Below are 24,616 nucleotides of genomic sequence, written 5' to 3' on the forward strand. Positions count from 1 at the left end.
GGATCTGTTGAGCCTGCTCAACGAAGCGGAAGATTTCTGGGCCAGAACCTTGTCCGGTCTTCAGCGAAAATTGGTCGTAGGTCTTGGGGTGGTATCGTGGTTTCCGACCTGGTAGATTTGTGCAAGCCTGAGTCAAGAGTGCGTAGACACGGGATGACCCAGCCGGTCCTTTCGGTTTCGCAGTTGGTGACCTCCTTCCGTGTCGGAGGGCGCTGGGCGCCCGTCGTGGACGGTATATCGTTTGACATCGGCGCAAGAGAGACAGTCGCCGTCGTGGGCGAATCCGGCTCAGGAAAGAGCGTGACGGCTCTCTCGATCATGCGGCTCAACTCGCCAGCGTCGAGCAGGGTCAAAGGGTCGATCAAGCTTGACGGGCAGGAGCTGCTCACACTGCCGGAAGCCGAGATGCGGCGTATCCGCGGCAACGACATTGCCATGATTTTTCAGGAGCCGATGACCTCGCTGAACCCGGTACTCACAATCGGGTTCCAAATAGCGGAATCGCTGATTCTGCACCGCAGCCTGTCGCGATCCGAGGCTGAGTTGGAAACGATTAGGCTGTTGGAGAAGGTACGGATCCCGGCGGCTAAGTCGCGCTTCCACGAATATCCACACCACTTCTCGGGCGGCATGCGCCAACGCGTGATGATTGCGATGGCGTTGGCCGGCAAGCCAAAGCTGCTGATTGCCGATGAGCCGACGACGGCGCTGGACGTGACGATCCAGGCGCAAATCCTGGAGCTGATCAAGGAGCTGCAGAAAGAGGAGGCCATGTCCGTCCTCTTCATCACGCACGACATGGGCGTCGTCGCCGAGATCGCCAACCGCACGGTGGTCATGTATAATGGCCAGGTGGTCGAGGCTGCGCCGACCGAGGAGATCTTCAAACGCCCCGAACACCCCTACACGCGTTCGCTGCTTGCAGCCGTCCCAAAGCTTGGCTCGATGAAGGGCCGAAGGCGGCCAATGCGTTTCCCTATTGTCGACCGCACGACTGGCCAATCCGACGTGCCGGCCGAGGTGCCGGATACCGTAAAGGAGGCGGAGCGCCCGGTGCTGGAGGTTGCGGGCTTGACGAAGCGCTTCGAAATCCGGTCGGGCATGTTTTCTTCGGTCAAAGGCCGGGTCTACGCGGTCGAGAATGTCTCCTTCAGCGTCAAGAGCGGCGAAACCTTGGCACTGGTCGGCGAATCAGGCTGTGGTAAATCGACGACTGGCCGGACGGTGATGCGGTTGACCGAGGCCCTCTCGGGGTCGATTTTGCTCGATGGTGTTGACCTTGTAAAACTTGGTCAATCCGAGTTGCGCAAGCAGCGTAATCGCATTCAGATGATCTTCCAGGATCCGTTCGCATCGCTCAATCCGCGCATGGATGTCGGCACAGCGATCATCGAACCGCTGCTGATCAACAATCTCGCCAGCCGTTCGGAAGCACGCGATAAGGTCGCCGACCTCCTGCAGCGGGTGGGTCTTTCGCCTGACATAGTCAACCGCTTTCCGCATGAGTTCTCGGGTGGCCAGCGCCAGCGCATCTGTATTGCGCGTGCGCTTGCACTCGAACCGCGGCTCATCGTGGCGGACGAAGCCGTCTCGGCACTGGATGTTTCTGTGAAGGCGCAAGTCGTCAACCTTATGCTGGATCTTCAGGCCCGCATGGGCCTTGCCTATCTTTTCATTTCGCACGACATGGCAGTGGTCGAACGTGTTAGCCACCGCGTGGCTGTGATGTATCTCGGCGAGATCGTCGAGATCGGCCCGCGCGAGGCGATTTTTCAGAATCCGCAGCATCCGTATACCAAACGGCTGCTTGCGGCAGTGCCGATCGCAGATCCGGCACGGCGCCTGCAGAAACGCCCGGTCTCAAATGACGAAATCAAGAGTCCGGTCCGGCCTGCGGACTACGTCCCACCTGTGCGCCAGTATCGTGAAGTCTCGCCTGGCCACGCAGTCATGATTTGGGGCGAGGAATGGGAGCAGGAGAACCTAATGGGCACTACAGCCTATTGGTCTTTAAACAACTAGAGGGAACGAAAATGAAGATCAAACTTATTACATGGACGTCCAGAACAACTGCAGTGCGTCGGTTAGTAACAACTGCCGCTGTCGGCGTTTTATCCGTCGGTGCGGCGAATGCGGACACGCTGCGCGTAATAGAGGGAAGCGCCCTGAAAATTGTTGACCCCATTGTGACAACATCGGGGGACACACAGATGCACGGATATCTCATTTACGATAAATTGTTCGAATTCGACAGCAGCGGCACACCTCGTCCCCAAATGGCCGACAAAGTTGAAGTGAGCTCAGACAAGAAGACCTACACAATCACGCTTCGCGACGGCCTGAAATTCTCCGACGGAGCTCCAATCACCACTGACGACGTGATCCAGTCATTGAAGCGCTGGGAGTCTCAGGATGTGGTTGGTGGACTCCTCGGATCCCGGACCAAGGAGATGGTCAAGGTCGACGATCTGACGTTTCGGATTGAGCTTAGCGAGTCGTTCGACGTTCCCTCGGCGCTTGCCAATACTGAGGGTAATGTCCCTTTCATAATGCCCAAGCGGGTCGCCTCCCTGCCACCCACAGAACAACTCACCGATACAACCGGTTCTGGTCCGTATAAGTTCGATTACTCCACCTGGAAGCCGGGGCAAACACCCGTTTACACCAAGAACCCCTTCTACAATTCGCGGAACGACCCACCGAGCTTCTATTGGGGTAAGAAAGAGGCAACTTTCGATAAGATCGAAGTTTCTTACATTCCTGACCCAAACACCGCAATGGCGGCGATGCTGACCGGCAAACAAGATATCTGGATAAATCCTGCGATCGACAACGCTTTGGCGCTGCGAAAAGATCCGAAGCTCGTGGTCTCGAAAGGTTATTTCGTGCAGAGCCTTTTTGTGGTGAATCACGAGGTGCCACCGTTCAACAACATAAAGGCGACTGAGGCTCTTACCTACCTGATCGACCAAAAGGAGGTCATGCAGATCTCTGTGGGTGACCCGCAATTCTGGCATCCCTGCTACGCTTATCTCACCTGCGAGGGAAAGTATGGCGACGAGTCCGCCTATAGCGGTCACCGGGGTGCTGCGGACCTTGACAAGGCTAAGGAGCTCTTCAAAGAAGCCGGTTACGATGGAAAGCCGATTGTGATCTTCGATCTAACCGATTGGGCAGAGGCCCACGCGAGATCGTTGTACTTGGCGCAGCAGTTGAGAAAGAGTGGCGTCCAAGTAGACCTTCAAGCAATGGACTGGGCTACCGTGACGTCGCGCCGCACGTCGAAAGCGCCTGCTTCGGAAGGCGGGTGGAACCTGTTCCCTACCTACATGGAAGTGGGACCTGCCAGTTCTCCTATCACCCATCTGATGCTAGCTGCGAACTGCGATAAGGCTTGGTTTGGTTGGCCTTGCGACGAAAAACTCGAGAAACTGAGAACTGCCTTCGCCAGCACAGTCGACGAGAGTGAGAAAAAGAAAATTACTTTTGACCTCCAAGCCCGCGCGTCAGTCTATTTTCCCTTTGTCATGACGGGAGAGTACGGCATTCCGAATGTTTATGGAGCCGACCTTGAAGGGTTCAATGCCGAGGCACCTTATGCCTATTTCTGGAATATCCGGCGGAAGGGCCAGTAGCGCAACGCGTCTACGGTTTGTGAGGTAAGTATGATCAGGTATCTCATCACCAGGGTCCTTTCCGTCATTCCGGTGGTGGGGATCGTGACCGCCATAGTTTTCGGTCTGACGTATCTGAGCCCTGGAGATGCCGCGGCCATGCTGGCGGGCGACTACGCGACGCCCGCCCAGATCGCCGCTATTCGGGAGAGACTTCATCTCGGTGATCCTCTGGTGGTCCAGTATCTTCATTGGTTGGCGAATATCATCCGGGGAAACTTGGGAAACTCGCTTTTTTCTAAACAGCCGGTATTGAATCTCATTCTGTCGCGAGTAGAACCAACGATTATTCTCGCAACCGCAGCAACTGTGGTTCAAATAACCGTCTCGCTGCCGTTGGGATTGTTGGCAGCACAAAAGAGGGGGGGCATCGCCGATCGCTTAGTATCACTGTTCGGGGTTGCCGGGACAGCGATACCCCCCTTTCTGATCGGGTATGTGCTGATATACACGTTCGGTGTGTACTATGGGTCAATGCCGGTCTCCGGGTTCCCAGGATTCGACAGCGGTGTGACGGAAGTCTTGCGGCATGTGCTTCTCCCCGCAACCATGTTGGGATTTGCGCAAACGGCACTCATCACTCGAATCACAAGAGCGAGCGCGATCGAAGTGCTGAATCAGGACTTTATTCGTGTCGCGCGAGCGAAAGGGCTCGACGAGTTCACGATCCTCGTTCGACACTGCCTTAGGCTGATCGCCGTACCTCTGGTCACCGTAGTTGGAATGTCGTTCGCCGGAATGCTTGGTGGTGTGGTCATAACAGAGGCGGTCTTCGCAATTCCCGGGGTCGGCAGCCTCCTCGTGGAGGCCATCCAGCACCGGGATGTTCCGGTCATTCAGGGGGTCCTGCTGATAAGTGCGTGTGTGTATGTCATGGTAAATCTGCTGGTGGACCTGTCGTACCCCTTAATGGACCCGAGAATTAAATATACTTGAGGAGTTAGGCCGTATGACGTTTTCCCTGTTGTGGCCGCATATGACGCGCCTGCCGGCGTCGGTGCGTGTCGCCGTGATTTTCATGCTTGTGGTTGTACTCGTGTCGTATCTCGGTCCTGTATTAGCCAATCTTGATCCCTTGTCGATAAGTCCGGAGTTGAGACTCAATCCGCCCAGTAGCGCCCATTTGCTGGGCACCGATATGTTCGGGCGGGACATCTTCACGCGTGTGCTTTACGGCGGGCGGGTCTCGCTCGCAATTGGACTGGCCACTGCGGTTCTGGCGACAACAGCCGGAACAATCTTGGGTCTTGTGGCAGGTGCCGGACAGGCATCAGACAAGATCTTGATGAGGGTGATGGACGGCATCATGGCGATACCGGGGATTCTGCTCGCCATTGCCTTGGCAACGATCTTCGGTGGCGGGATCTCGACCGTAATCCTGGCTTTGGCGATACCGGAAGTGCCCGGTGTTGCAAGATTGGTTAGAAGCTTAACGCTGACGCTCCGGGAGCAGGTCTTCATAGAGGCGGCTCGGTCATACGGCGCTAGTCCTCGGCGGCTATTATTCAAGTACATTTTGCCGAACGCGTTGGCCCCAATCACCGTGCAGGCGACATATATCTGTGGCCTGGCTATTCTTTATGAAGCCTATCTGAGCTTTGTGGGTGTTGGGGTTCCTCCTGAGCACCCGAGTTGGGGCAATATCGTCGCCGAAGGCCGGTCGTTTGCTCTGATCGCACCTTACCTAATATTGTATCCAAGCCTAGTAATTGTGGCTGTAGTATTGGCTATCAATTTGATTGGTGATGGCCTGCGTGACATGCTCGACCCTCGCTTCGCGCTACCCGACTAGGTCGTTGCGCAAGATCGCCGGCCGCCGCTCGTCGAGTGGTATATGAGGATCGAAGGGCCAAACGGCCGAGGATATTTAGAACCTCGACGCAAATCGATTGCAACTTGCTGGCGTGTCCCACCTGCGCGCTTAGCTGACAGGGTATTGAATCATGGCGACGAGCTATCAGTCTCCATCGAAAGTTAACGTGACCACACCGGTTGGGGACATTCCCAATCTCTAAAATGCACTGCGTGCTAGAACGGCCTACTCTTCGCCCGCGTACCTCGGCGAGGTCGCCGGAAAGCCCGAGAAATGCCCAAGAATTTAAACGCTTCCGGATACGGCCATCCGAACAGTTAGCCATGACCTCAAGGGACATAGAAATTATGCAAAACGATCCTCTTAGCCTTGATGAAATCGTCCGCCGCGTGAATGCGAAAGCCGCCGACTACTGCGCCTTAAGTGACCGCATCTGGGCGATGCCAGAATTAGCATTTGAGGAGCATCGCTCGGTTGCAGAGCACATCGCTATGCTCGAGCGCGAAGGTTTTCGCATCACCAGGAATGTCGGTGGCATCGCTACCGCCTTCATCGCCGAGTTCGGCAAGGGCAGCCCCATCATTGGCATCCTCGGCGAATACGATGCGCTTCCCGATCTTGCTCAAGTCTCGAGTGCAACAGAACCCAGCTCGACCGAGGGTGGACCAGGTCATGGCTGCGGGCACAATCTTCTCGGCGCTGGCTCAGCGCTTGCAGCAGTTGCATTAAAGGGTGCGCTCGCAGCCGAACGTATTGAAGGTAGAGTGCGCTTTTACGGCTGCCCGGCAGAAGAAGCTGGAGGGGGTAAGGCCTTTATGGCTCGAGCCGGCGCTTTTAACGATCTTGATGTTGCCTTCTGCTGGCACCCAGCAGTGGTGAACGAAGTTTTAACAAAATCCTGCAACGCTGCAAAGTGGGCTCGTTTCTCCTTTACCGGTCGCGCGGCGCACGCGGCGTCGGATCCACATTTGGGGCGCAGCGCGCTCGACGCAGTCGAGTTAATGAATGTTGGCGTCAACTACATGCGCGAGCACATGCCCTCAAACGCTCGCGTTCACTATGCCATTACAAACGCCGGCGGTGAGTTCCCTAACGTCGTGCAGGCGTATGCCGAGTCCTCGTATTCTATTCGTTCTCCGAACTGGCAAGATGCTGAGCGGGTGTTCGCGCGCGTGCAAAAGATTGCAGAGGGTGCTGCGCTTATGACCGAGACATCTGTTAAGATGCAAATCACTGGCGGCTACTCCAACCTTTTGCCCAACAAAGCGCTGTATGATGTCATGTATGAGAACATGCGCCGTGTCGGCCCACCCTCCTTTGACAGAGCTGACTATGAGTTCGCCGAGGAGCTTCGCAAGATGGCGCTGACGGATGAAGGCGCGCTGGCCAGCGTCGCGGGGCGCGATGTCTCGTTGAAGGACAAGGTCCTCCACGACAGCCTCCTTCCGTTGGGGACAGACCAATTCGAGATGGGATCGACAGATGTGGGCGACGTCAGCTGGATCGTGCCCACTGCACAGTGTCAGACAGCCTGTTTCGCCATTGGCACGTCCTTCCACAGTTGGCAGCTCGTCACCCAAGGCGATATGCCTGCCGCCCACAAGGGGATGATATTGGCTGCCAAGGTCATGGCTTCTACGGCGGCAGATTGCATCCGCAATCCAGAAATCATCGCTCGTGCAAAGGCGGAGTTGAAGCAACAAACGGGGGGGCGCCCATACCTCTGCCCAATACCATTGGACGTCACACCCAGTGATTTGCGTGGGAAGGCGCTATAAAGCGCCGCTCCCAACTCGCTGACGCGCGAAAGCATGGCAGGCTCGCTTCGCTTGTATGACCCATCCGGTCAAGCCTCACCGGAGTCGTACCTCCGCTTTTATTCCGTGAAAGGCTAATAGGTTCGGCATGCGACCGATCAGTCCGTAGCCAGCCGGTAACCGGTAAACACCGCAGAGGTTTTGGCTTGACCGGGAATAATGATCAGTCGGTTTGATCGCGATGCGATGAGTCCGGCAACTGCTCGATGCCGAAGTCGGTGAAAGCAATCGTCTTTTCGTCACCCGGACCATAGACGCAGATTAATCTGGATTCGGGCTTCATCTCGCCGGCGATATCCGAGAGCCATTTTTCGTCTTCGCCCAGCTCCGCGGCAACGCGGGCGATCGTGGTGACGCGGTATACTTTATTGATGAGCATATCAGGTGGCCGGGGCGTCGAGCCCCTCGCGGCGCCAGTTCCAAGAGAAGAGTTTGTCGATCTGCCGACGTAGCACTCGGGTACGAAGTCCTCTTTTTCACCGAGCATTTCGGCCGAATATTTCACGTATCCCAGGTCAGCGCTTTCCGTCCCTGTCGCCCAATTTGCCTGGAGAGACTTACACCCCGCCACCGCGCAGAACTTCTGATCCCGATGCCGCGGCCTCGGTTGGTCTCAACTCAGATGTCCGACCTTTGCCACGACCACCCGATTCTTCAGCGGCATCCGCCTCCGATGACATCAGCGGTCGCCGTAACCGGACCTCCTCAGGCAGTCGTGGCTGCGCGCGCGTCTTCAGGTTCGGTTCTGCTTTCGCCCTGTGGTGGTGCATTTTGATCCAATCTGTCTATTCCGCAGATGGAGCGAGGTTATTAGGTTTAACATGGCTTCTCGGATCAGTTCCGTCTCGCTTTTGCCAGGGAGGAAAAATGGCTAAGCACGTGGTGGGCAAGGCAGAGGATGTCGGCCCGGGCATGCGCAAGGTCTTCGAGGTGCGTGGCCGGCCGATCGTCATCTTCAATGTCGATGGCGACTACTTCGCCCTCCTCAATCGTTGCCCTCACCAGAGCGCTGAACTGTCGATGGGCTTGATCTCAGGTATTGCAACGGCAGATGAGCCCGGACATGTCCAGTGTTCGCGTCGCGGGGAGTTCATCCGCTGCCCTTGGCACGGCTGGGGAATTTGATATTCGCACCGGTCAGTCATGGTGTGATCCGGGGCGAATATCAGTGAAACAATACCCGGTATCGATAGCTGCGGGAGCGGAATTGGTCGAGGGTCCGTATAAAGCGGAAACCTTCCCTGTGAGTATCGAAGACTCATACTTGGTCGTCGATCTCTGAACGATCGACCCGATCCATCGTGAGATGGCAGAGTTTCTTGGAAGCGAGGCATTTATGCTCCACAAGCCGACATCGGTAATCGATTGCGATATTCATCCCGCAGTGCCGGGAAACGATGCTCTGATCCCCTATATGGACGAGTATTGGCAGGAACAATTTATCAGCCGCGCGATCGGCGAGATGGATCTGGCTAGCTATCCGCCGAGCGTACCGCTGTCATGTCGCCCGGACTGGCGGCAAGATGGTGAAAAGCCGGGCGTCAGCCTCGATCGCTGCCGGGAACAGGCGCTCGATAAATTCAATTGCGAGATCGCAATCTGTAATCCGCTCTATGGCGGTCAAGTCGCGGCAAGCGGTTTGATGGGAGCAGAAGTATGCACCGCGACCAACAAATGGTTGGCTCGGGAGTGGCTGGATGCTGAGCCCCGTTTGCGCGGTTCGATCGTCGTGGGCTCGCAGCTTCCCGAGCGGGCTGCGGAGGAAATCCATAGATGTGCCTCCGACAAAAGGTTCGTTCAGGTCCTGTTGCTGGCCGGCAACGAGATGCTTCTGGGCCGGAGCCATTTTTGGCCGATCTATGAAGCGGCCCAAAAGCATGGGCTGCCTGTCGGCATCCATGCCGGGACGATGTATCGCTATCCCACGGCGAGCGGCGGCATGGGGTGGCCGTCGACCTACCTCCAGGACTATGCCAGCGGAACTCACATTTTCGCGGCGCAGCTCCAGAGCCTGATCATGGAGGGCGTATTCGCCAAGTTTCCGGACCTCACCTTCGTGATGATCGAGGCGGGCATCGGTTGGTTGCCGAGTTTTATCTGGCGGATTACGAAGTACTGGCGTGGTACTCGCGGCGAGGTTCCGTGGGTGAAGCGCTCTCCCGCAGTGGAAATCCGGGATCGTGTCCGGTTTACAATCCAGCCATTCGATACGTCGAAGGATCCGGTGCACGTCGAGAAGCTGATAGAGCATCTCGGCTCCGAAGACATGCTGCTCTTCTCTTCCGACTACCCGCATTGGCAGTTCGACGGAGATGATCCGATGCCACCCGGTTTTCCAGCGCGGCTTCGCCAGAAGATTGCACAGGAGAACCCGCTGCGGACATACCCACGGCTGAAGGAGACGGTATCATGAACGATACGATAGCCAGCCCGAAGCAGCCGGTGCGTTCCACATCTTCGGTAGGCATTGCCGATTGCGATATCCATCCGGCGCTCAAAGACCGCTATGGCCTCCATCCGTATCTTTCCAAGCGATGGCGCGATCATCTCGATCAGTATGGAGAGTTGGGATTTGAGGTGTTTGCCGACAGTATTACCTATAACGGCTACACTAATAACGGATACCGTAGCGATGCCTTGCCGCCGGGTGGCGGGCCGCCCGGTTCGGACCTTGCGTTCCTTAGGAGGCAGCACCTCGATCCGAACAATGTCGTCTTCGGCGTTCTACAGCCCATGGTGGCGCTGGGCAATGGTGGTCGCAATCTCGATCTCAGCAACGCGTTGTCCACGGCGATCAACGATTGGCAGATCGCCGAATTCGTCGAGCCGGAGGACCGGCTGAGGGCATCCGTCCTGGTCGTTCCGGACGATGCCGTTTCCGCGATCACAGAAATCGAAAAGCGGGCTCTGGATGCGCGATTTGTTCAGGTGGAGATATTCACCGGGACAACCGAGCCATTGGGGCACCGGCGCTACAGGCCCATCCTGGAAGCCGCGGCTCATCATGGCTTTCCGATAGGCATGCACATCGGAGGCCGAGTCGGCGCACGGACTGCCAGCGGCTGGCCGTCCTACTACTGTGAGAGCCATATAGACCTCACCTTCGCAGCACAGACGCAGATTATGAGTCTCATTCTTGATGGCGTGTTCGATCAGTTGCCAACTCTCAAGGTAATCATTGTCGAGTGCGGTTGTGCCTGGTCGATCGAACTTGGACACCGGCTAGATATGTTGTGGCAGCGGATGGGCTCGGAGGTGCCGACCCTGAAACACCCGCCTTCCCACTATCTTCGCAAGCATTTCTACTTCTCAACACAGCCGGTAGAAGAACCAGACAATCCGGAGGAACTGAACTACCTGTTTGATCAGATCGGCTGGGACAAGCTGCTGTATGCAAGCGACTATCCCCACTGGGACTTCGACGACCCCCGCTATGCCTTCAAGGCTCGGATATCCGAGGAACACAAGGCGATGCTGTTTCGGGAGAACGCCAGAAACGTTTACCGCATCCTCTGAGACGCAGCCCCGGGGAAGCGTTTGAGATCGGCGTGAGAGAGAGCCCTCATCGTCGGTGAATCCGATCAAAACGAAAAGAAACGTCGCCGATGGCGGAAATCTTTGGAGCAGCTTCACTCTGGGGCCTGAAAGGCCTCTGTCAAAGAATGGACCGGTCCTATGAATCGCATAATAGCGGCAATTGGGCGTTTCATGTGGTTAGCAGTGAATAAACAAGAAATCACAAAGAAAGGGGAATTAAGATGAATGATGAGATTCGGTTTCTAAGTGAACGTGTCGCGAAAGGTAAGCTATCCCGCCGTGACTTTTTAGGTCGTGCAGCGGCGCTCGGCGTCAGTGCAGTTCTGGCCAACAACCTGCTTGCTGATGCCGCAAGGGCGGAGGGGCCCGTCAAGGGCGGTATGCTCAAGGCCGGAATAATGGGTGGACAGGCGACGGATAATCTCGATCCAGCGGCCCTAACAAATGATGTCCAGTTTATCTTCAGCCGCGCGTGGGGCGAACAACTCGTTGAGCTGGACGCAAATCAAGTACTTCAGCCGGTACTTGCCGAGGAATGGGGCGCATCAAAAGACGCCAAGGTCTGGACGTTTAAGATACGCAAGGGCGTGCAGTTTCATAATGGCAAGGAGATGACGCCCGCCGATGTGCTCGCAACAATGGAACGCCACTCCGACGCTAACTCGAAGTCGATTATGCTCGCCTTCATGCAGGGGATCGACAAAATCGCCGTCGACGGCCAAAACCTTGTCTTCAGCCTAAAAGAAAGCAATGCCGACTTCCCATCCATTATGAACGATGTCCACTTGATGATTCAGCCAGATGGCGGCAAGGACAACCCGAACGCAGGCATCGGTACGGGTCCGTACAAGGTCACGGTAAACGAAGCTGGTGTTCGACTTGGCGGGGAGAGGTTCGCCGGTTACTGGCGCGATGATCGCGGCTTTGCCGACCAGATCGAAATTATCGTCATCAATGACGCGACCGCGCGCACTTCCGCTCTGCAGAGCGGGCAGGTTGACATGATTAACCGGGTCGATCCGAAGGTGGTTGAACTCCTCAAGCGCTTCCCTGATATCAGCGTCCGCAACGTTGGTGGCCGTGGCCACTCCTATTTTGTTTGCCAGCTCGACGCGGCCCCCTTCAACAACAACGACCTGCGGCTCGCGCTTAAATATGCCATTGACCGCGAAGAGATGGTCCAAAGGATCCTCGGGGGCTACGGCTCCGTCGGCAATGACACGTATGTAAACAAGTTCTGTCCACTTTTCACCGAAATAGAGCAACGCAAATACGATTCGGACAAAGCTGCCTTTCATTACAGGAAGTCCGGACACTCGGGATCGCTGCTCCTTCATACATCCGATGGTGCGTTCACGGGCGCGGTGGATGCAGCTCAGCTATTTCAGCAAAGCGCGGCTAAAGCGGGGATCACCATCGACGTTAAACGCGAACCGGCCGACGGCTACTGGACAAACGTGTGGCAAAAGCAGCCGTTCGTGGCATCTTCTAGTCCGGGCCGTCCGACTCAAGACATGGTGTATTCTCTCTTCCTCCAGTCTAAAGCGGTATGGAACGAAACTCACTTCTTCAACGAGAAGTTCGACCAGATGATTGTCCAGGCACGTGGCGAACTCGATGCCGATAAGCGCAAGAAGCTTTATGCCGATATGGGCCAGATCATTCACGACGAAGGCGGCCTGATCATCCCGATGTTCAGTGATTACATCGACGCCACGGGCTCGCGTGTCGGGGGCTGGGCTAAGAATGGCAACGATCGATTCATGAATGGCTACGCGCTGACCAAGTGCTGGCTGCAGGCCTGAGGCCCTGAGACGATGGTTCTCAAGCTTATTGCCCAGCGCGTCGCGCTGGGCATCCTCCTGCTGCTCGCCGTTTCGGTCCTCATTTTTGTTGGCACGAATCTTCTGCCCGGCGACGTCGCGCAATCCATTCTCGGCCAGTCGGCGACGCCACTGGCGCTCGCCAATCTTCGCGAGCAGCTGGGGCTGAACGACCCGGCCTACGTCAGATATTGCCGCTGGCTTTTCGGAATGCTGCAAGGCGACTTAGGCGCTGCTCTCACCAGTGGGCTCGATATCGCCACTTCCATCAAGGAGCGGCTGTGGAACACGCTATTCCTGGCCTTCTGGGCAGCGATTGTCTCCGTCCCGCTCGCGATTGTGTTCGGGCTGACGGCAGTACGGTATCGCGACGGCCTCATCGATAAACTGATCACCGGCGTGGCACTCGCCTCGACATCGGTGCCGGAATTCTTCATTGGCTATCTGTTGGTGTATTTCTTGGCAGTGAAGTTCCAGATCTTCCCTGGCATTTCGATGGTCTATGAGGGCATGCCCTTTCTCGATAAGATGAAGGCAATCGCGCTGCCCTGCACGACACTCACGCTGGGCATCCTGGCCCATATGATGCGTATGACGCGGGCGGCGATCCTCAACGTCATGCAGTCCGCCTATATCGAGACGGCCGAACTGAAAGGACTCACCGCCTTCGAGATCATCCGCAGGCACGCTTTCCCCAATGCCATCGCCCCGATCATCAATGTGATCATGCTCAACCTCGCCTATCTCGTGGTGGGCGTGGTGGTGATCGAGGTAATCTTCGTCTATCCCGGCATGGGCCAGTATCTGGTCGACCATGTCGCCAAGCGCGACGTGCCGGTCGTGCAGGCCGTTGGGCTGATCTTCGCCGCCGTTTATATCTCCCTCAATGTCGTGGCCGACGTGGCATCCATTCTCGCCAATCCGCGCCTCAGGCATCCGAGGTAAGGAGCACCATGATAAGACATATTCCCATCGTCGCCCTGATCGGTCTTGTTACCACCACCCTCTTCTTCCTCGTCGCGATCTTTGCACAGTGGATCGCCCCCTACGGCCTCGGCGACATCGCCGGCGGAGTTTGGGAGCCGATATCGGCGAAATTTCTCTTCGGCACCGACAATCTTGGCCGCGACCTACTCTCGCGCATGATCTATGGCGCCCAGACGACGATTCTGATCGCGGTGCTGGCTACACTGCTTTCCTTCTCGATGGGCGCAATACTCGGTTTCACCGCTGCGGTGGTCGGCGGCTGGTTCGATATGTTGATGTCCCGTTTCGTCGACCTGCTGATGGCGATCCCGACGCTGATCTTCGGTCTCGTGGTGCTCTCCGCGCTGCCGTCCAATGTCGTGACGCTGATCCTGGTCATGGGCGTTCTCGACTCAACCCGGGTCTTTCGCCTGTCGCGGGCGGTGGCGGTCGACCTCAATGCGATGGATTTTGTAGAGGCTGCGAAGCTGCGGGGTGAAGGCAAATGGTGGGTGATCTTCGCCGAAATCCTGCCCAATGCTCTGTCGCCGCTGGTCTCCGAATTGGGCCTGCGCTTCATCTATGCGGTTCTGTTCCTGTCGACACTGTCCTTCCTCGGCCTTGGCGTGCAGCCGCCGGATGCCGACTGGGGCGGCATGGTCAAGGAAAACAAGGACGGCATCGTCTTCGGCATAGGAGCAGCACTCATCCCGGCGGCGGCGATCGCCATGCTGGCGATTTCGGTCAATCTCGTCGCGGACTGGGTGCTCAACCGTACGACAAGCCTTAAGGGAGGACGCGGGTGATGGCCGACAGCAAAGCAAAGCCTGGCCTGCTGCTCGACATCCGCAATCTGCGCATCGAGGCTACCGTCTACCCGCCCGGCGAGCTGCCGAAGAACATCGTACTGGTGCATGACGTCTCGCTGACACTCGAGAAGGGCAAGGTGCTCGGCCTGATCGGCGAATCCGGCGCCGGCAAGTCGACCATCGGCCTGTCGTCGATGGGCTATGGCCGCGGCGGGGTGCGCATCACGTGTGGCGAGGTGATCCTAAACGGCCGCGATATCCTCAAGGGCGGCAAGGAAGGCTTCCGCAAATTGCGCGGCCGCGAGGTCTGCTATGTCGCGCAATCTGCGGCGGCGGCCTTCAATCCCGCCCGGCGGTTGATGGACCAGGTGGTGGAAAGCTCGCTCAAGCACGGCTTAGCCAACCGCGCCGAAGCCGAACGTCGGGCGGTGGCACTGTTCCGCAAGCTCAGCCTTCCCGACCCGGAAAATATCGGCCGGCGCTATCCGCACCAGGTGTCGGGCGGGCAACTGCAGCGCGTGATGACGGCCATGGCGCTCTGTCCGGAGCCGGACCTCATCATTTTCGACGAGCCGACCACTGCGCTCGACGTCACGACCCAGATCGACGTGCTCGCCGCGATCAAGGAAGCGATCCGCGCCACGAGTGTTGCAGCTCTTTACATTACCCATGACCTCGCCGTTGTCGCTCAGGTAGCCGACGACATCATGGTGTTGCGTCACGGCAAGATGGTCGAGAAGGGCACGACTCACCAGATCATCAAGGAGCCGAAGCAGGACTATACGCAGGCGTTGGTTTCGGTGCATCACATCGACCATCAGGAGAAGCAGCCGACGCCGAAGCCGGTCCTGTCGGTGAAGAATGTCACGGCGGCTTATGGCAACGGCATCGTCAAGGTGCTGAAGAATGTCTCGCTCGACATCCATCCCGGCCAGACATTGGCGGTCGTGGGCGAATCCGGTTCCGGCAAGTCGACGCTTGCGCGCGCCATCACCGGCCTCCTGTCGCCTTCGGCGGGCGAGATCACCTTCGATGGGCGCACGCCCTCGAACCAGCTTGCCGACCGGACGAAGGAAGATCTGCAGCAATTGCAGATGATCTACCAGATGGCCGACGTGGCCATGAACCCGCGCCATACGGTCGGCACGATCATCGGCCGGCCGCTGACATTCTATTTTGGCCTCCGAGGCGAGAAACGGGACCGGCGGGTGAAAGAGTTGCTCGAAGAGATCGAAATGGGCAATGGCTTCATCGATCGCTATCCGGCCGAACTCTCCGGCGGTCAGAAGCAGCGCGTCTGCATCGCCCGGGCGCTGGCGGCCAAGCCCAAGCTCATCATCTGCGATGAGGTAACTTCGGCCCTCGACCCGTTGGTGGCCAACGGCATCCTGAAGCTGTTGCTTAATCTCCAGCAGATCGAGCAGGTGGCTTACCTCTTCATCACCCACGATCTCGCGACGGTGAAGTCGATCGCCGATTCCATCGCCGTCATGTATCGCGGCGAGGTCGTGCGCTATGGGGCAAAGAGCCAGGTGCTGACGCCGCCGTTCGACGACTATACCGATCTCTTGCTGTCGTCGGTGCCGGAGATGGAACTTGGCTGGCTGGAGAAGGCAGTTGCCGGGCGAAAGATGGCGAGCGCGGGGTATTAGCGATGTGAGTCATCGCGAGACCGTCAGTTCAATGAGGTTCTTCTGCCCCGGTGGCTCCTATCACCAGCAAGCTTGCTTGCGCCTTCGTGGCGGCCTGTCTATCGAATTTGCACGCGTCACAATGCCGGTCGGAGGCCACAGACACAAGTCGGCGCGCCTGAAAACATATTGCGCGGCCTATGCAGCGGGCGGCTGATCTTGAAGACGGGCATTCTCGCGGCGGTGTGATAGCCAACTTCTTGGCAAACTGTATATTTTGGGTAACTAACAAACCTGCCATCGTCGCTTGGGAATTCGATTGCGCAGTAGCGCAAATTTATGGCTCCCTCCGACTCTAAGGTAAGCTTCCTTCCCTGCTTGGAACGAAGGCGTTCCGGGTGGGGCGGTTGCCGCTAAACGCAGTCACGGTTCAGGCTACGCAAAGGATTGTTAAAATGGCAGGACACGCATTCGCCGAAACCATTAGGTCGGGAAAACCGCAAATTGGAGGCTGGATGCAGATTCCACACGTGATGGTCGCAGAGACACTTGCACAGACAAACCTAGATTTTCTATTGGTCGACGGTGAGCATTCACCTATCCCACCAAACTCACTTTTAGAAATCCTTCCTGCGACCGAACGATACGGAATGCCTGTAATGTATAGAGTCGCTTGGAACAGGATTGAACTTATAAAAGCGGCGCTAGATCATGGTGCGAACGGCATCATGGTACCAATGGTAAATTCGGGTGCCGAAGCCATCGATGCTGTCTCGTCCGCAAAATATCCTCCTGCAGGAAAGCGCGGGTCTGGAGCGTGGCGAGCATCAAATTATTACCAAAATGATTCAGAGTATCGGAAAAATGCGAACTCTAGCCTGGCTGTGGTACTCCAAATAGAGACACGAGAGGCTCTCAACAATCTTGATGACATAGCCTCGACACCTGGTGTTGACGCGCTCTTCATCGGTCCGGCAGACCTTGCTCTTTCGTTTGGCATGGAACCAGGAAGGCTCGCACCTGAGTTGATGGATGCCTGCCAGGCAGTCGCGGATGCCGCTAAGAAGTATGGTATCGCATCGGGTATTGACGTGGCATCCATAGACTATTTGCCCCGACTCCGACAAATGGGCCTCAGCTTGTTCACCTACGGATCGGACCTCGATTTTGTTTTGCAGGGCGGCCGCGCTGTGGCGAAAGATTTCCATCACGTCTTTCTCACTAAGTAAACTGTTCATTTAACCGATAAAGCCGATGGGTGATCCGATCGCTGTCCGCGTTTCAGTTCAGCGAACGCTTCTCCCGTCCAACTATCCTTAAAGGCCCACCCGCACACTGCCTGAATAGGAAATCTATATGACTGATTACCGCATTAATCCCATGCCAGAACCCTTGTGGCCCGAACTCGTTCTAAAGCTGCAACTGGTCCAAACAGCGACTGTCGGCCATTTTCGCCAGTGGGGCTTTATGGATCGTCGAATCCGACCGCTTCTTCGCGGTAGACGCGTTGCTGGTGTTGCAGTTACTGTGGCAATTCCCGGACCGGATTCGACGCTACTTGGTCATGCGCTAGGACTTCTTCGTCCAGGCGATTTTGTGGTAGTGGACCGCCTTGGAGATGATAGGTATGCCTGCTGGGGCGGAGGGGTCACCGCTTCGGCCAAGGCAGCCGGCGCAGTAGGCGCCATCGTCGACGGTCCATGCACGGACTTACTGGAAATCGAAGAAGCGGATTTCCCGATGTGGTGCCGCGGACTTTCGTCGATCACCGCCGGGTGGTACAACCTTGGCGGGACGATGAACCATCCCGTTGCTTGCGGGAATGTTCCCGTTCTTGCCGGCGACGTTATCCTCGCGGACGAGGAGGGAGTGGTCATATTGCCTCGCGAAGAGGCCAACGAGATCGCCGATTCAGCTATCGCCCTCCAGGATTTGGAAGAGGCTGCGCGACTAGAGATGCCGGCTGGGGAAACATCAGAAGCGACTAAAATGGTGCTTAAAGCAATTAACAAGCAATCCTAGAAGAGATGTGGGCGATGAGCACCGGCATCGCTCAAGGCGCTTGAGAAGGCCGGCTGGTCGATCGAGCGCCGAGTGCCAGCTCGAACCCGCCGCCCACGGCAGCGCGCTTTCTCTCCTGTGTGACGCTGGAAAGGGTCCGGGCGCCTTCCGGCGCAACGTGGAAATGACTGCGGCATCTTGGTCAATGGCCTGGTTGTGGCCGCCTACCAAGCGATGCGCGGCGTTGCGTTCATTGACAGGACAGCGATCTCGCGAGCCATCCAGCCGCCCCAATAATCCCTATTCGTCTTGGAATTGTCACGCTGATCACGTGTTACCCTTTCAATTTTGACCACAAACAGCAGAGGCGGGACTGGTCTTCCAGTGCTCGATTCCAAGCACACACGAAACTTCGGGATTTATCTGGCGGCAGCTTGATCCAGCGTTCTAACGAAATCGAAGTCAAGCCCGGTCCTTTTTCGGGCTTCGTCCAAACAATCCAGAATAGCAGCGAGAAAGGTGAGCCGCACTCGAAAAACCGGTGGCGAATGCGATTTCAGAAATTGATAAGGGGCTCTGCTGCAATAGGCGGCGCGCATGGGTCAGGCGAAATTTCCGATACGCGTCGGAGTAGCTAGCGTTAAGATGCTCGGAGAACAGACGGTCGAGGTGGCGCTTGCTGACGCCGGCATAGACCGCCATCTGGGAACGGTCCAATGGTTGCTCGATGGCAGCTTCCATCTTCTCCAGCATGTTCAACAGTACCGGGTGGCTCACCCCAAAGCGTTCAGCGGTGGAGGCCCGTTGTGGCGCCAATGGCTCCGCAACCGCTGTGTGGAGGTACCAATCACTTACGCGGCGAGCAAAATCCGCTCCCATCCGCTCGGAGATAAGGGCATGCATCATATCCAGAGGCGCAACCCCACCTCCGCAGCTAATGCGGTTTCCGTCGAGCACAAATCTGGCCTGGCGTGGACTGAGCTGAGGAAACGCTTCAACAATTGCCGCTGCATGCTCCCAATGGACGGTAAAGTCCCGGCCATCGAGCAAGCCGGCAGCGGCCAAAAGATAAGGTCCGCCTGAAATTCCGCCGATGCGAACCCCGTTGCGAGACAACCGGCGCAGGGCTGCGGAAAGCGCGGGCGAGCCTTGGCTCGCTGGATTTCCACCAGCGCAGACGAAGATGATGTTCAGCACAGAACGATCCAGCCGCTGGCAGGGGATGATGGCGCCGGAAGAGCTGACCACAGCTGTTCCGTCAACCGAGATGGGTCTCACGTCGTAGAGTGCTTGGCCGGCAAGAAGATTTGCAGCGCGCAGCGGCTCCGTCGCAGACGCATACGACATGAGTGAAAAGCCTGGCAGCAATAAGAACCCAATTATTTGCGTAACCCGGCTGGTTTGGTCAATCATGGCTCTCCCATGTCATTTTTTGGCTCTTCCAAGATAAGAATAATCTCCGTGACCAGATATACAAGATGAAATGACATGGAACCAAATCCTATGCGCTACTCTGCACTTTCCATCTTTTTCAACGGACTTCGCGGCAACAAAGGCTGGACTCTCGCCTGGCGCCAGCCCGAGCCCAAGCCGCGTTACGACGTGATCATCGTCGGTGGCGGCGGACACGGTCTTGCCACGGCTTACTATCTCGCCAAGGAGTTCGGCATCACCAACGTCGCGGTGCTGGAGAAGGCCTATATCGGCTCCGGCAATGTCGGCCGCAACACCACCATCATCCGCTCCAACTACCTACTGCCCGGTAACAATCCCTTCTATGAACTGTCCATGAAGCTGTGGGAAGGGCTGGAGCAGGATTTCAACTTCAACGCCATGGTCTCGCAGCGCGGGGTACTCAACCTCTTCCACTCGGACGCCCAGCGCGATGCTTACACAAGGCGCGGCAACGCCATGCGCCTGCACGGCGTCGACGCCGACCTGCTCGACCGTGCCGCGGTGCGAAAGGTGCTGCCCTTCCTCGATTACGACAATGCTCGTTTCCCGATCCAAGGCGGCCTGTTGCAGAAGCGCGGCGGCACCGTGCGCCACGATGCGGTCGCCTGGGGCTATGCGCGCGGCGCCGACAGTCGCGGCGTCGATATCATCCAGGGCTGCGAAGTGACCAGCATCCGCCGCGAGAACGGCCGCGTCACCGGGGTAGAGACCTCGCGCGGCTTCATCGGCTGCGGCAAGCTGGCGCTGGCGGCGGCCGGCAATTCGTCTGAGGTCGCCCGCATGGCGGATCTGAAGCTGCCGCTGGAAAGTCATGTGCTGCAGGCTTTCGTTTCGGAGGGGCTGAAACCGTTCATCGACGGCGTCGTCACCTTCGGCGCCGGTCATTTCTACGTGTCGCAGTCCGACAAGGGCGGCCTCGTCTTCGGCGGCGACATCGACGGCTACAATTCCTATGCTCAGCGCGGCAACCTGGCGACGGTCGAGCACGTTGCGGAGGCCGGCAAGGCGATGATACCGGCGCTGTCGCGGGTCAGGGTGCTGCGCTCCTGGGGCGGCATCATGGACATGTCGATGGACGGATCGCCGATCATCGACCGCACGCCAATCGACAACCTCTATCTGAATGCCGGCTGGTGCTATGGCGGCTTCAAGGCGACGCCTGCCTCGGGCTTCTGCTTTGCCCATTTGCTGGCGCGCGGCACGCCGCAGGAAACGGCGACGGCTTTCCGCCTCGACCGCTTCCGGCGCGGTTACCTCATCGACGAAAAGGGCCAGGGCGCCCAGCCCAACCTTCACTGAACTTGGATCAAGGACATTTGAAATGGCAAGTCTCCTGCCCTGCCCGCATTGCGGGCCTCGACCAAAAGAGGAATTCACCATCAAGGGCGCAGCGCTTGCGCGCCCGGTGGCCAATGCCGGCGCTGATGCCTGGTTCGACTATGTTTATCTGCGCGACAATCCCCGCGGCGCCTACGAGGAATACTGGCACCATACCTCCGGCTGCCGCCGCTGGCTGGTCGTCGCGCGCGACACCGTGACCCATGAAATCGCCGCTTGCCGCGACGCTGCATGCGTCGAGCAAACCGTCGTCCGGCAAGGAGCTGGCGCATGACCTCCTACCGTTTGCCCAAGGGCGGATTGATTGACCGCTCCAAGCCCTTGTCGTTCACCTTCGACGGCAAGTCGATGCAGGGGCTCGACGGTGACAGCCTGGCCTCGGCACTGCTGGCCAACGGCTGCCGCCTCATCGGCCGCAGTTTCAAATATCACCGGCCGCGCGGCATCCTGACGGCCGGGGCTGCCGAGCCGAACGCATTGATGACCATCGGCAGTGGCGGCCGCACAGAGCCCAATACCCGAGCCACCATGCAGGAGCTCTATGCCGGTCTGGAAGCAAAAAGCCAGAACCGCTGGCCGTCGCTTAACCTCGACATCGGCGCGCTGAACAGCCTGTTGTCGCCCTTCCTCGGCGCTGGCTTCTACTACAAGACCTTCATGTGGCCCGCCCCCTTCTGGGAAAAGGTCTACGAGCCCTTCATCCGCAAGGCGGCGGGTCTCGGCAAGGCGGCCTACGAGGCCGATCCCGACGTCTATGACAAAAGCTGGGCCCATTGCGACCTGCTCGTTATTGGCGCCGGAGCGGCCGGCCTGGCCGCAGCACTGTCGGCCGGCCGCGCCGGCGTCAGCGTCATTCTGCTCGACGAACATCCGCGTGCCGGTGGCGCGCTTCTTAGCGAGACCGCAACAGTCGATGGCCGGCCGGCCGCCGAGTTTGCCAGCGGCTGCGTCGCAGAACTTGAATCCCTGCCGAATGTCACCTTGCTCGCCCGCACCACCGCCTTCGGCTGGTATGACGGCAATGTCTTCGGCGCCGTCGAGCGGGTGCAGAAGCATGTTGCCCAGCCGAAGCCCAACATGCCGGTGGAGCGCCTCTGGCGTATCGCCACCAAGCGCGCGGTACTGGCGACGGGGGCGGAAGAGCGGCCGCTGGTGTTCGGCGGCAATGACATTCCGGGTGTGATGATGGCAGGAGCGATGCGCCATTACCTCAACCGCTATGCGGTTGCCCCCGGTAAGACGACGGCGATCTTCACCACCAATGACAGCGGCTATGCGCTCGCCCGCGACCTCGAAGCGCAAGGTATCCAGCTAGCGGCCATCATCGATAGCCGCGAGAACGGCGGCAGTTTCTATGCTGGCAAGGCGCGCCTCATCAGGGGTGCCGTGGTAACGGATGCCAAGGGCGGCAAGACGCTGAGCGCAATCGATATCCGCGCGAACGGCGGCAGCGAAATCCTCGCTGTCGATGCACTCGCCATGGCCGGCGGGTTCAGCCCGATCATCCATCTTGCCTGCCACCGCGGCGGCAAGCCAGCCTGGTCGGACGAACACGCGGCCTTCCTCGCCCCCGGTAATCTCAAGGGGCTCATTCTCGCTGGGGCCGTCAGCGCTGCAGGCGGTCTTGCCGCCTGCCTAGCCGACGGCGCGCAAAAGGGCGCTGCCATGGCGGCGGAGCTTGGGTTCACGGCGGCAGCCGCCGATTTCGGCACGGTCGAAGACGATATCGTCGTTCCACCAGCCAGGCCCCTGTGGTCGATCGCGGGCGCCAAGGGCAAGGCCTTCGTCGATTACCAGAACGACGTGCACCGCAAGGATCTCGGCCTTGCCGTCAGCGAAGGCTACGGCCATGTCGAGCTTGCCAAGCGCTACACCACCAACGGCATGGCGACCGACCAGGGCAAGCTATCCAACGTCAATGCCATCGGCCTGCTGGCCGAGACGCGCGGCATCTCGCCGGCCGATGTTGGCACGACAACGTTCCGGCCGTTCTACACGCCGGTCTCCTTCGGCGCGCTGACAGGCCCGTATCACGGCCACCATTTTCAGCCGGTGCGCAAATCGCCGCTGCACGGCTGGGCAGAAAAGCACGGCGCCGTCTTCGTCGAGACCGGTCTTTGGTACCGCTCCTCTTGGTTCCCCCGTGCGGGCGAGCGGTCTTGGCGCGACAGTGTTGACCGCGAAGTGCTGAACGTACGCCGCAATGCCGGAATCTGCGACGTCTCCATGCTCGGCAAGATCGAGGTCTGCGGGGCAGACGCAGCCGAATTCCTCAACCGCGTCTATTCCAACGCCTTTCTGAAGCTGCCCGTCGGCAAGGCCCGCTACGGCCTGATGCTGCGCGAGGACGGCATGATCTACGACGATGGCACGACCAGCCGACTGGAGGAAAACCGCTTCTTCATGACGACGACCACGGCCTACGCCGCCGGTGTCCTGACCCACCTGGAATTCTGCGCCCAGGTGCTGTGGCCCGATCTCGACGTGCGCCTCGCCTCGGTTACCGACCAGTGGGCGCAGATGGCAATCGCCGGTCCGAAAGCCCGCACCATCCTGGAGAAGATCGTCGATGACGACGTCTCCGACGCGGCCTTCCCCTTCCTCGCAGCAAAAGAGGTCTCGCTGTTTGCTGGCCAGTTGCATGCCCGTCTATTCCGCATCTCGTTTTCGGGCGAACTCGCCTATGAGCTTGCGGTGCCGGCCGGCTACGGCGAAAGCGTCGCCGACGCGCTGATGGACGCCGGCATGTCCGACGCCATCATGCCTTATGGCGTCGAGGCGCTCGGCGTGATGCGCATCGAAAAGGGCCACGTCACCCACAATGAGATCAACGGCACCGTCGTACCGGCCGATCTCGGCTTTGCGAAAATGGTCTCGGGCGCAAAGTCCGATTTCATAGGCAAGGCGATGGTGGATCGCGAAGGCCTCGCCGCTGCCGACCGGCCGCGCCTGGTCGGCGTCATGCCGCTCGATGCGAAGCAAACCTTTAGCACCGGTTCTCACATCCTGGCCAAGGATGCCGTGGCGACGCTCGAAAACGACCAGGGCTATATCACCTCTAGCGCCTATTCACCCCATGTCGGCTCCACCATCGGTCTTGCGCTTGTCAAGCACGGACCGGAACGGCACGGCGAGGAAGTGGTGGTATGGAACGGCCTGCGAGGCGAGTTCACCGCCGCGCGACTGTGCAATCCGGTTTTCGTCGATCCGCAGAACGAGAGGCTACATGTCTGATTTCCGCCCGATCCTTCGCCCGGTGCTTGCCGCCAAGACCGCCATCTCCTCCGCTCACGTCAAACTCTCGGCCCTGCCGGAAGGCGCGATCGTGCATGTGCTTGGCCAACCCGGCGAACAGGACATGGCATCCTTTTTGAGCGGTCTCGACAAGGGCGCCGTCCGCAACGTTTCGCCCGGACAATGGTTCATCGTCGGCAATGAGCCGATGATGCACTGGGATATGAAAGCCCTGTTAGAGACGCTTGAACCGCGTGCCACCGGAATTGACCAGAGCGGTGGCCGCGTCCGTATCCGCATCGAAGGCAGTCACGCCGCGCGCGTCCTGTCAAAGGGCACGGCCGTCGACCTTTCCGCCGGCTCCTTTCCCATCGGGCAATCGGCAACGACCCTGATCGGTCACATTGCGGTGCATCTCACTCGCATCTTGCAAGACGATTTCGAGCTGATGGTACTCAGAGGTTTCGCAGAGAGCCTTTGGGACGATCTTATAAGGATGAGCGCTGAATATCGATAGT

19 protein-coding genes and 1 pseudogene are annotated in these 24,616 nt (G+C 58.4%); 18 read left to right on the forward strand and 2 right to left on the reverse strand.

Annotation, left to right across the window (positions count from 1 at the left end):
- The first annotated feature begins 153 nt into the window (after positions 1 to 153).
- From BPNPMPFG_RS35565 to BPNPMPFG_RS35585, 5 genes are all read left to right on the forward strand, one after another.
- The gene (locus BPNPMPFG_RS35565) at positions 154 to 2,022 is read left to right on the forward strand and encodes an ABC transporter ATP-binding protein (protein ID WP_258597796.1); all 1,869 of its coding nucleotides are present in this window, start codon (positions 154 to 156) and stop codon (positions 2,020 to 2,022) included.
- Between the two features lie 11 nt (positions 2,023 to 2,033).
- On the forward strand, positions 2,034 to 3,635 hold the full coding sequence (locus tag BPNPMPFG_RS35570) for an ABC transporter substrate-binding protein (RefSeq protein ID WP_258597798.1): 1,602 nt from the start codon (positions 2,034 to 2,036) through the stop codon (positions 3,633 to 3,635).
- Positions 3,636 to 3,665: 30 nt separating this feature from the next.
- Positions 3,666 to 4,610 (forward strand): ABC transporter permease, encoded by a 945-nt coding sequence (locus BPNPMPFG_RS35575; protein WP_258597803.1) that lies wholly within the window; start codon positions 3,666 to 3,668, stop codon positions 4,608 to 4,610.
- A gap of 13 nt (positions 4,611 to 4,623) precedes the next feature.
- A complete protein-coding gene (locus tag BPNPMPFG_RS35580) occupies positions 4,624 to 5,466 on the forward strand; it encodes an ABC transporter permease (protein WP_258597805.1) in 843 nt (280 codons plus the stop codon).
- A 368-nt stretch (positions 5,467 to 5,834) separates the two neighbouring features.
- On the forward strand, positions 5,835 to 7,265 hold the full coding sequence (locus tag BPNPMPFG_RS35585; RefSeq protein WP_258597811.1) for a M20 family metallopeptidase: 1,431 nt from the start codon (positions 5,835 to 5,837) through the stop codon (positions 7,263 to 7,265).
- A gap of 202 nt (positions 7,266 to 7,467) precedes the next feature.
- Here BPNPMPFG_RS35585 and BPNPMPFG_RS42970 read toward each other — a convergent pair whose 3' ends face one another.
- A complete protein-coding gene (locus tag BPNPMPFG_RS42970; protein WP_319946023.1) occupies positions 7,468 to 7,809 on the reverse strand; it encodes a hypothetical protein in 342 nt (113 codons plus the stop codon).
- A gap of 362 nt (positions 7,810 to 8,171) precedes the next feature.
- Here BPNPMPFG_RS42970 and BPNPMPFG_RS35595 point away from each other — a divergent pair.
- From BPNPMPFG_RS35595 to BPNPMPFG_RS35635, 9 genes and pseudogenes are all read left to right on the forward strand, one after another.
- Positions 8,172 to 8,586 (forward strand): annotated as a pseudogene (locus tag BPNPMPFG_RS35595) (Rieske (2Fe-2S) protein).
- A gap of 24 nt (positions 8,587 to 8,610) precedes the next feature.
- On the forward strand, positions 8,611 to 9,717 hold the full coding sequence (locus BPNPMPFG_RS35600; RefSeq protein WP_258597818.1) for an amidohydrolase family protein: 1,107 nt from the start codon (positions 8,611 to 8,613) through the stop codon (positions 9,715 to 9,717).
- Positions 9,714 to 10,820, forward strand: coding sequence for an amidohydrolase family protein (locus BPNPMPFG_RS35605; protein WP_258597819.1), 1,107 nt, complete (start codon positions 9,714 to 9,716; stop codon positions 10,818 to 10,820). The genes BPNPMPFG_RS35600 and BPNPMPFG_RS35605 overlap by 4 nt, the downstream gene beginning before the upstream one ends.
- Positions 10,821 to 11,062: 242 nt before the next feature.
- Complete coding sequence (locus BPNPMPFG_RS35610) at positions 11,063 to 12,646, forward strand: ABC transporter substrate-binding protein (protein ID WP_258597826.1); 1,584 nt, start codon at positions 11,063 to 11,065, stop codon at positions 12,644 to 12,646.
- Positions 12,647 to 12,658: 12 nt separating this feature from the next.
- The gene (locus BPNPMPFG_RS35615; protein ID WP_258597827.1) at positions 12,659 to 13,609 is read left to right on the forward strand and encodes an ABC transporter permease; all 951 of its coding nucleotides are present in this window, start codon (positions 12,659 to 12,661) and stop codon (positions 13,607 to 13,609) included.
- Between the two features lie 8 nt (positions 13,610 to 13,617).
- Positions 13,618 to 14,436 carry an ABC transporter permease gene (locus BPNPMPFG_RS35620; protein WP_258597828.1) on the forward strand — a complete coding sequence of 273 codons (819 nt, stop codon included), beginning with the start codon at positions 13,618 to 13,620 and terminating at the stop codon, positions 14,434 to 14,436.
- A complete protein-coding gene (locus BPNPMPFG_RS35625; RefSeq protein WP_258597829.1) occupies positions 14,436 to 16,091 on the forward strand; it encodes an ABC transporter ATP-binding protein in 1,656 nt (551 codons plus the stop codon). Before BPNPMPFG_RS35620 ends, BPNPMPFG_RS35625 begins: the two co-directional genes overlap by 1 nt.
- A gap of 434 nt (positions 16,092 to 16,525) precedes the next feature.
- Positions 16,526 to 17,299: an HpcH/HpaI aldolase family protein gene (locus BPNPMPFG_RS35630; RefSeq protein ID WP_258597830.1), complete on the forward strand. Its 774-nt coding sequence runs from the start codon at positions 16,526 to 16,528 to the stop codon at positions 17,297 to 17,299.
- Positions 17,300 to 17,426: 127 nt separating this feature from the next.
- On the forward strand, positions 17,427 to 18,092 hold the full coding sequence (locus BPNPMPFG_RS35635; protein WP_258597832.1) for an RraA family protein: 666 nt from the start codon (positions 17,427 to 17,429) through the stop codon (positions 18,090 to 18,092).
- A 441-nt stretch (positions 18,093 to 18,533) separates the two neighbouring features.
- Here BPNPMPFG_RS35635 and BPNPMPFG_RS35640 read toward each other — a convergent pair whose 3' ends face one another.
- The gene (locus tag BPNPMPFG_RS35640; protein WP_258597837.1) at positions 18,534 to 19,484 is read right to left on the reverse strand and encodes a GlxA family transcriptional regulator; all 951 of its coding nucleotides are present in this window, start codon (positions 19,482 to 19,484) and stop codon (positions 18,534 to 18,536) included.
- A gap of 90 nt (positions 19,485 to 19,574) precedes the next feature.
- Here BPNPMPFG_RS35640 and BPNPMPFG_RS35645 point away from each other — a divergent pair, with 90 nt between their 5' ends.
- Genes BPNPMPFG_RS35645 through BPNPMPFG_RS35660 form a run of 4 tightly spaced genes read left to right on the forward strand, consistent with a single transcriptional unit; the run spans position 19,575 to position 24,615 of the window.
- Complete coding sequence (locus BPNPMPFG_RS35645) at positions 19,575 to 20,825, forward strand: sarcosine oxidase subunit beta family protein (protein WP_258598216.1); 1,251 nt, start codon at positions 19,575 to 19,577, stop codon at positions 20,823 to 20,825.
- Between the two features lie 22 nt (positions 20,826 to 20,847).
- On the forward strand, positions 20,848 to 21,138 hold the full coding sequence (locus BPNPMPFG_RS35650; RefSeq protein WP_258597839.1) for a sarcosine oxidase subunit delta: 291 nt from the start codon (positions 20,848 to 20,850) through the stop codon (positions 21,136 to 21,138).
- Entirely contained in the window at positions 21,135 to 24,098 is a 2,964-nt protein-coding gene (locus tag BPNPMPFG_RS35655; protein WP_258597841.1) for a sarcosine oxidase subunit alpha, read from the forward strand. Before BPNPMPFG_RS35650 ends, BPNPMPFG_RS35655 begins: the two co-directional genes overlap by 4 nt.
- Positions 24,091 to 24,615: a sarcosine oxidase subunit gamma gene (locus BPNPMPFG_RS35660; protein ID WP_258597842.1), complete on the forward strand. Its 525-nt coding sequence runs from the start codon at positions 24,091 to 24,093 to the stop codon at positions 24,613 to 24,615. Before BPNPMPFG_RS35655 ends, BPNPMPFG_RS35660 begins: the two co-directional genes overlap by 8 nt.
- The last annotated feature ends 1 nt before the right edge of the window (position 24,616 follow it).

Source organism: Mesorhizobium sp. AR07, assembly GCF_024746815.1.
Classification (GTDB): Bacteria; Pseudomonadota; Alphaproteobacteria; order Rhizobiales; family Rhizobiaceae; genus Mesorhizobium.

Excerpts from the sequence above, each read along its gene's own strand:
- BPNPMPFG_RS35600 (WP_258597818.1), top strand. The coding sequence starts at position 8,611 with ATGGCAGAGTTTCTTGGAAGCGAGGCATTTATGCTCCACAAGCCGACA.
- BPNPMPFG_RS35620 (WP_258597828.1), top strand. The coding sequence starts at position 13,618 with ATGATAAGACATATTCCCATCGTCGCCCTGATCGGTCTTGTTACCACC.
- BPNPMPFG_RS35645 (WP_258598216.1), top strand. The coding sequence starts at position 19,575 with ATGCGCTACTCTGCACTTTCCATCTTTTTCAACGGACTTCGCGGCAAC.
- BPNPMPFG_RS35655 (WP_258597841.1), top strand. The coding sequence starts at position 21,135 with ATGACCTCCTACCGTTTGCCCAAGGGCGGATTGATTGACCGCTCCAAG.
- BPNPMPFG_RS35635 (WP_258597832.1), top strand. The coding sequence starts at position 17,427 with ATGACTGATTACCGCATTAATCCCATGCCAGAACCCTTGTGGCCCGAA.
- BPNPMPFG_RS35605 (WP_258597819.1), top strand. The coding sequence starts at position 9,714 with ATGAACGATACGATAGCCAGCCCGAAGCAGCCGGTGCGTTCCACATCT.
- BPNPMPFG_RS35650 (WP_258597839.1), top strand. The coding sequence starts at position 20,848 with ATGGCAAGTCTCCTGCCCTGCCCGCATTGCGGGCCTCGACCAAAAGAG.
- BPNPMPFG_RS35565 (WP_258597796.1), top strand. The coding sequence starts at position 154 with ATGACCCAGCCGGTCCTTTCGGTTTCGCAGTTGGTGACCTCCTTCCGT.
- BPNPMPFG_RS35610 (WP_258597826.1), top strand. The coding sequence starts at position 11,063 with ATGAATGATGAGATTCGGTTTCTAAGTGAACGTGTCGCGAAAGGTAAG.
- BPNPMPFG_RS35585 (WP_258597811.1), top strand. The coding sequence starts at position 5,835 with ATGCAAAACGATCCTCTTAGCCTTGATGAAATCGTCCGCCGCGTGAAT.
- BPNPMPFG_RS35575 (WP_258597803.1), top strand. The coding sequence starts at position 3,666 with ATGATCAGGTATCTCATCACCAGGGTCCTTTCCGTCATTCCGGTGGTG.
- BPNPMPFG_RS35570 (WP_258597798.1), top strand. The coding sequence starts at position 2,034 with ATGAAGATCAAACTTATTACATGGACGTCCAGAACAACTGCAGTGCGT.
- BPNPMPFG_RS35615 (WP_258597827.1), top strand. The coding sequence starts at position 12,659 with ATGGTTCTCAAGCTTATTGCCCAGCGCGTCGCGCTGGGCATCCTCCTG.
- BPNPMPFG_RS35660 (WP_258597842.1), top strand. The coding sequence starts at position 24,091 with ATGTCTGATTTCCGCCCGATCCTTCGCCCGGTGCTTGCCGCCAAGACC.
- BPNPMPFG_RS35580 (WP_258597805.1), top strand. The coding sequence starts at position 4,624 with ATGACGTTTTCCCTGTTGTGGCCGCATATGACGCGCCTGCCGGCGTCG.
- BPNPMPFG_RS35625 (WP_258597829.1), top strand. The coding sequence starts at position 14,436 with ATGGCCGACAGCAAAGCAAAGCCTGGCCTGCTGCTCGACATCCGCAAT.
- BPNPMPFG_RS35640 (WP_258597837.1), bottom strand. The coding sequence starts at position 19,484 with ATGATTGACCAAACCAGCCGGGTTACGCAAATAATTGGGTTCTTATTG.
- BPNPMPFG_RS35630 (WP_258597830.1), top strand. The coding sequence starts at position 16,526 with ATGGCAGGACACGCATTCGCCGAAACCATTAGGTCGGGAAAACCGCAA.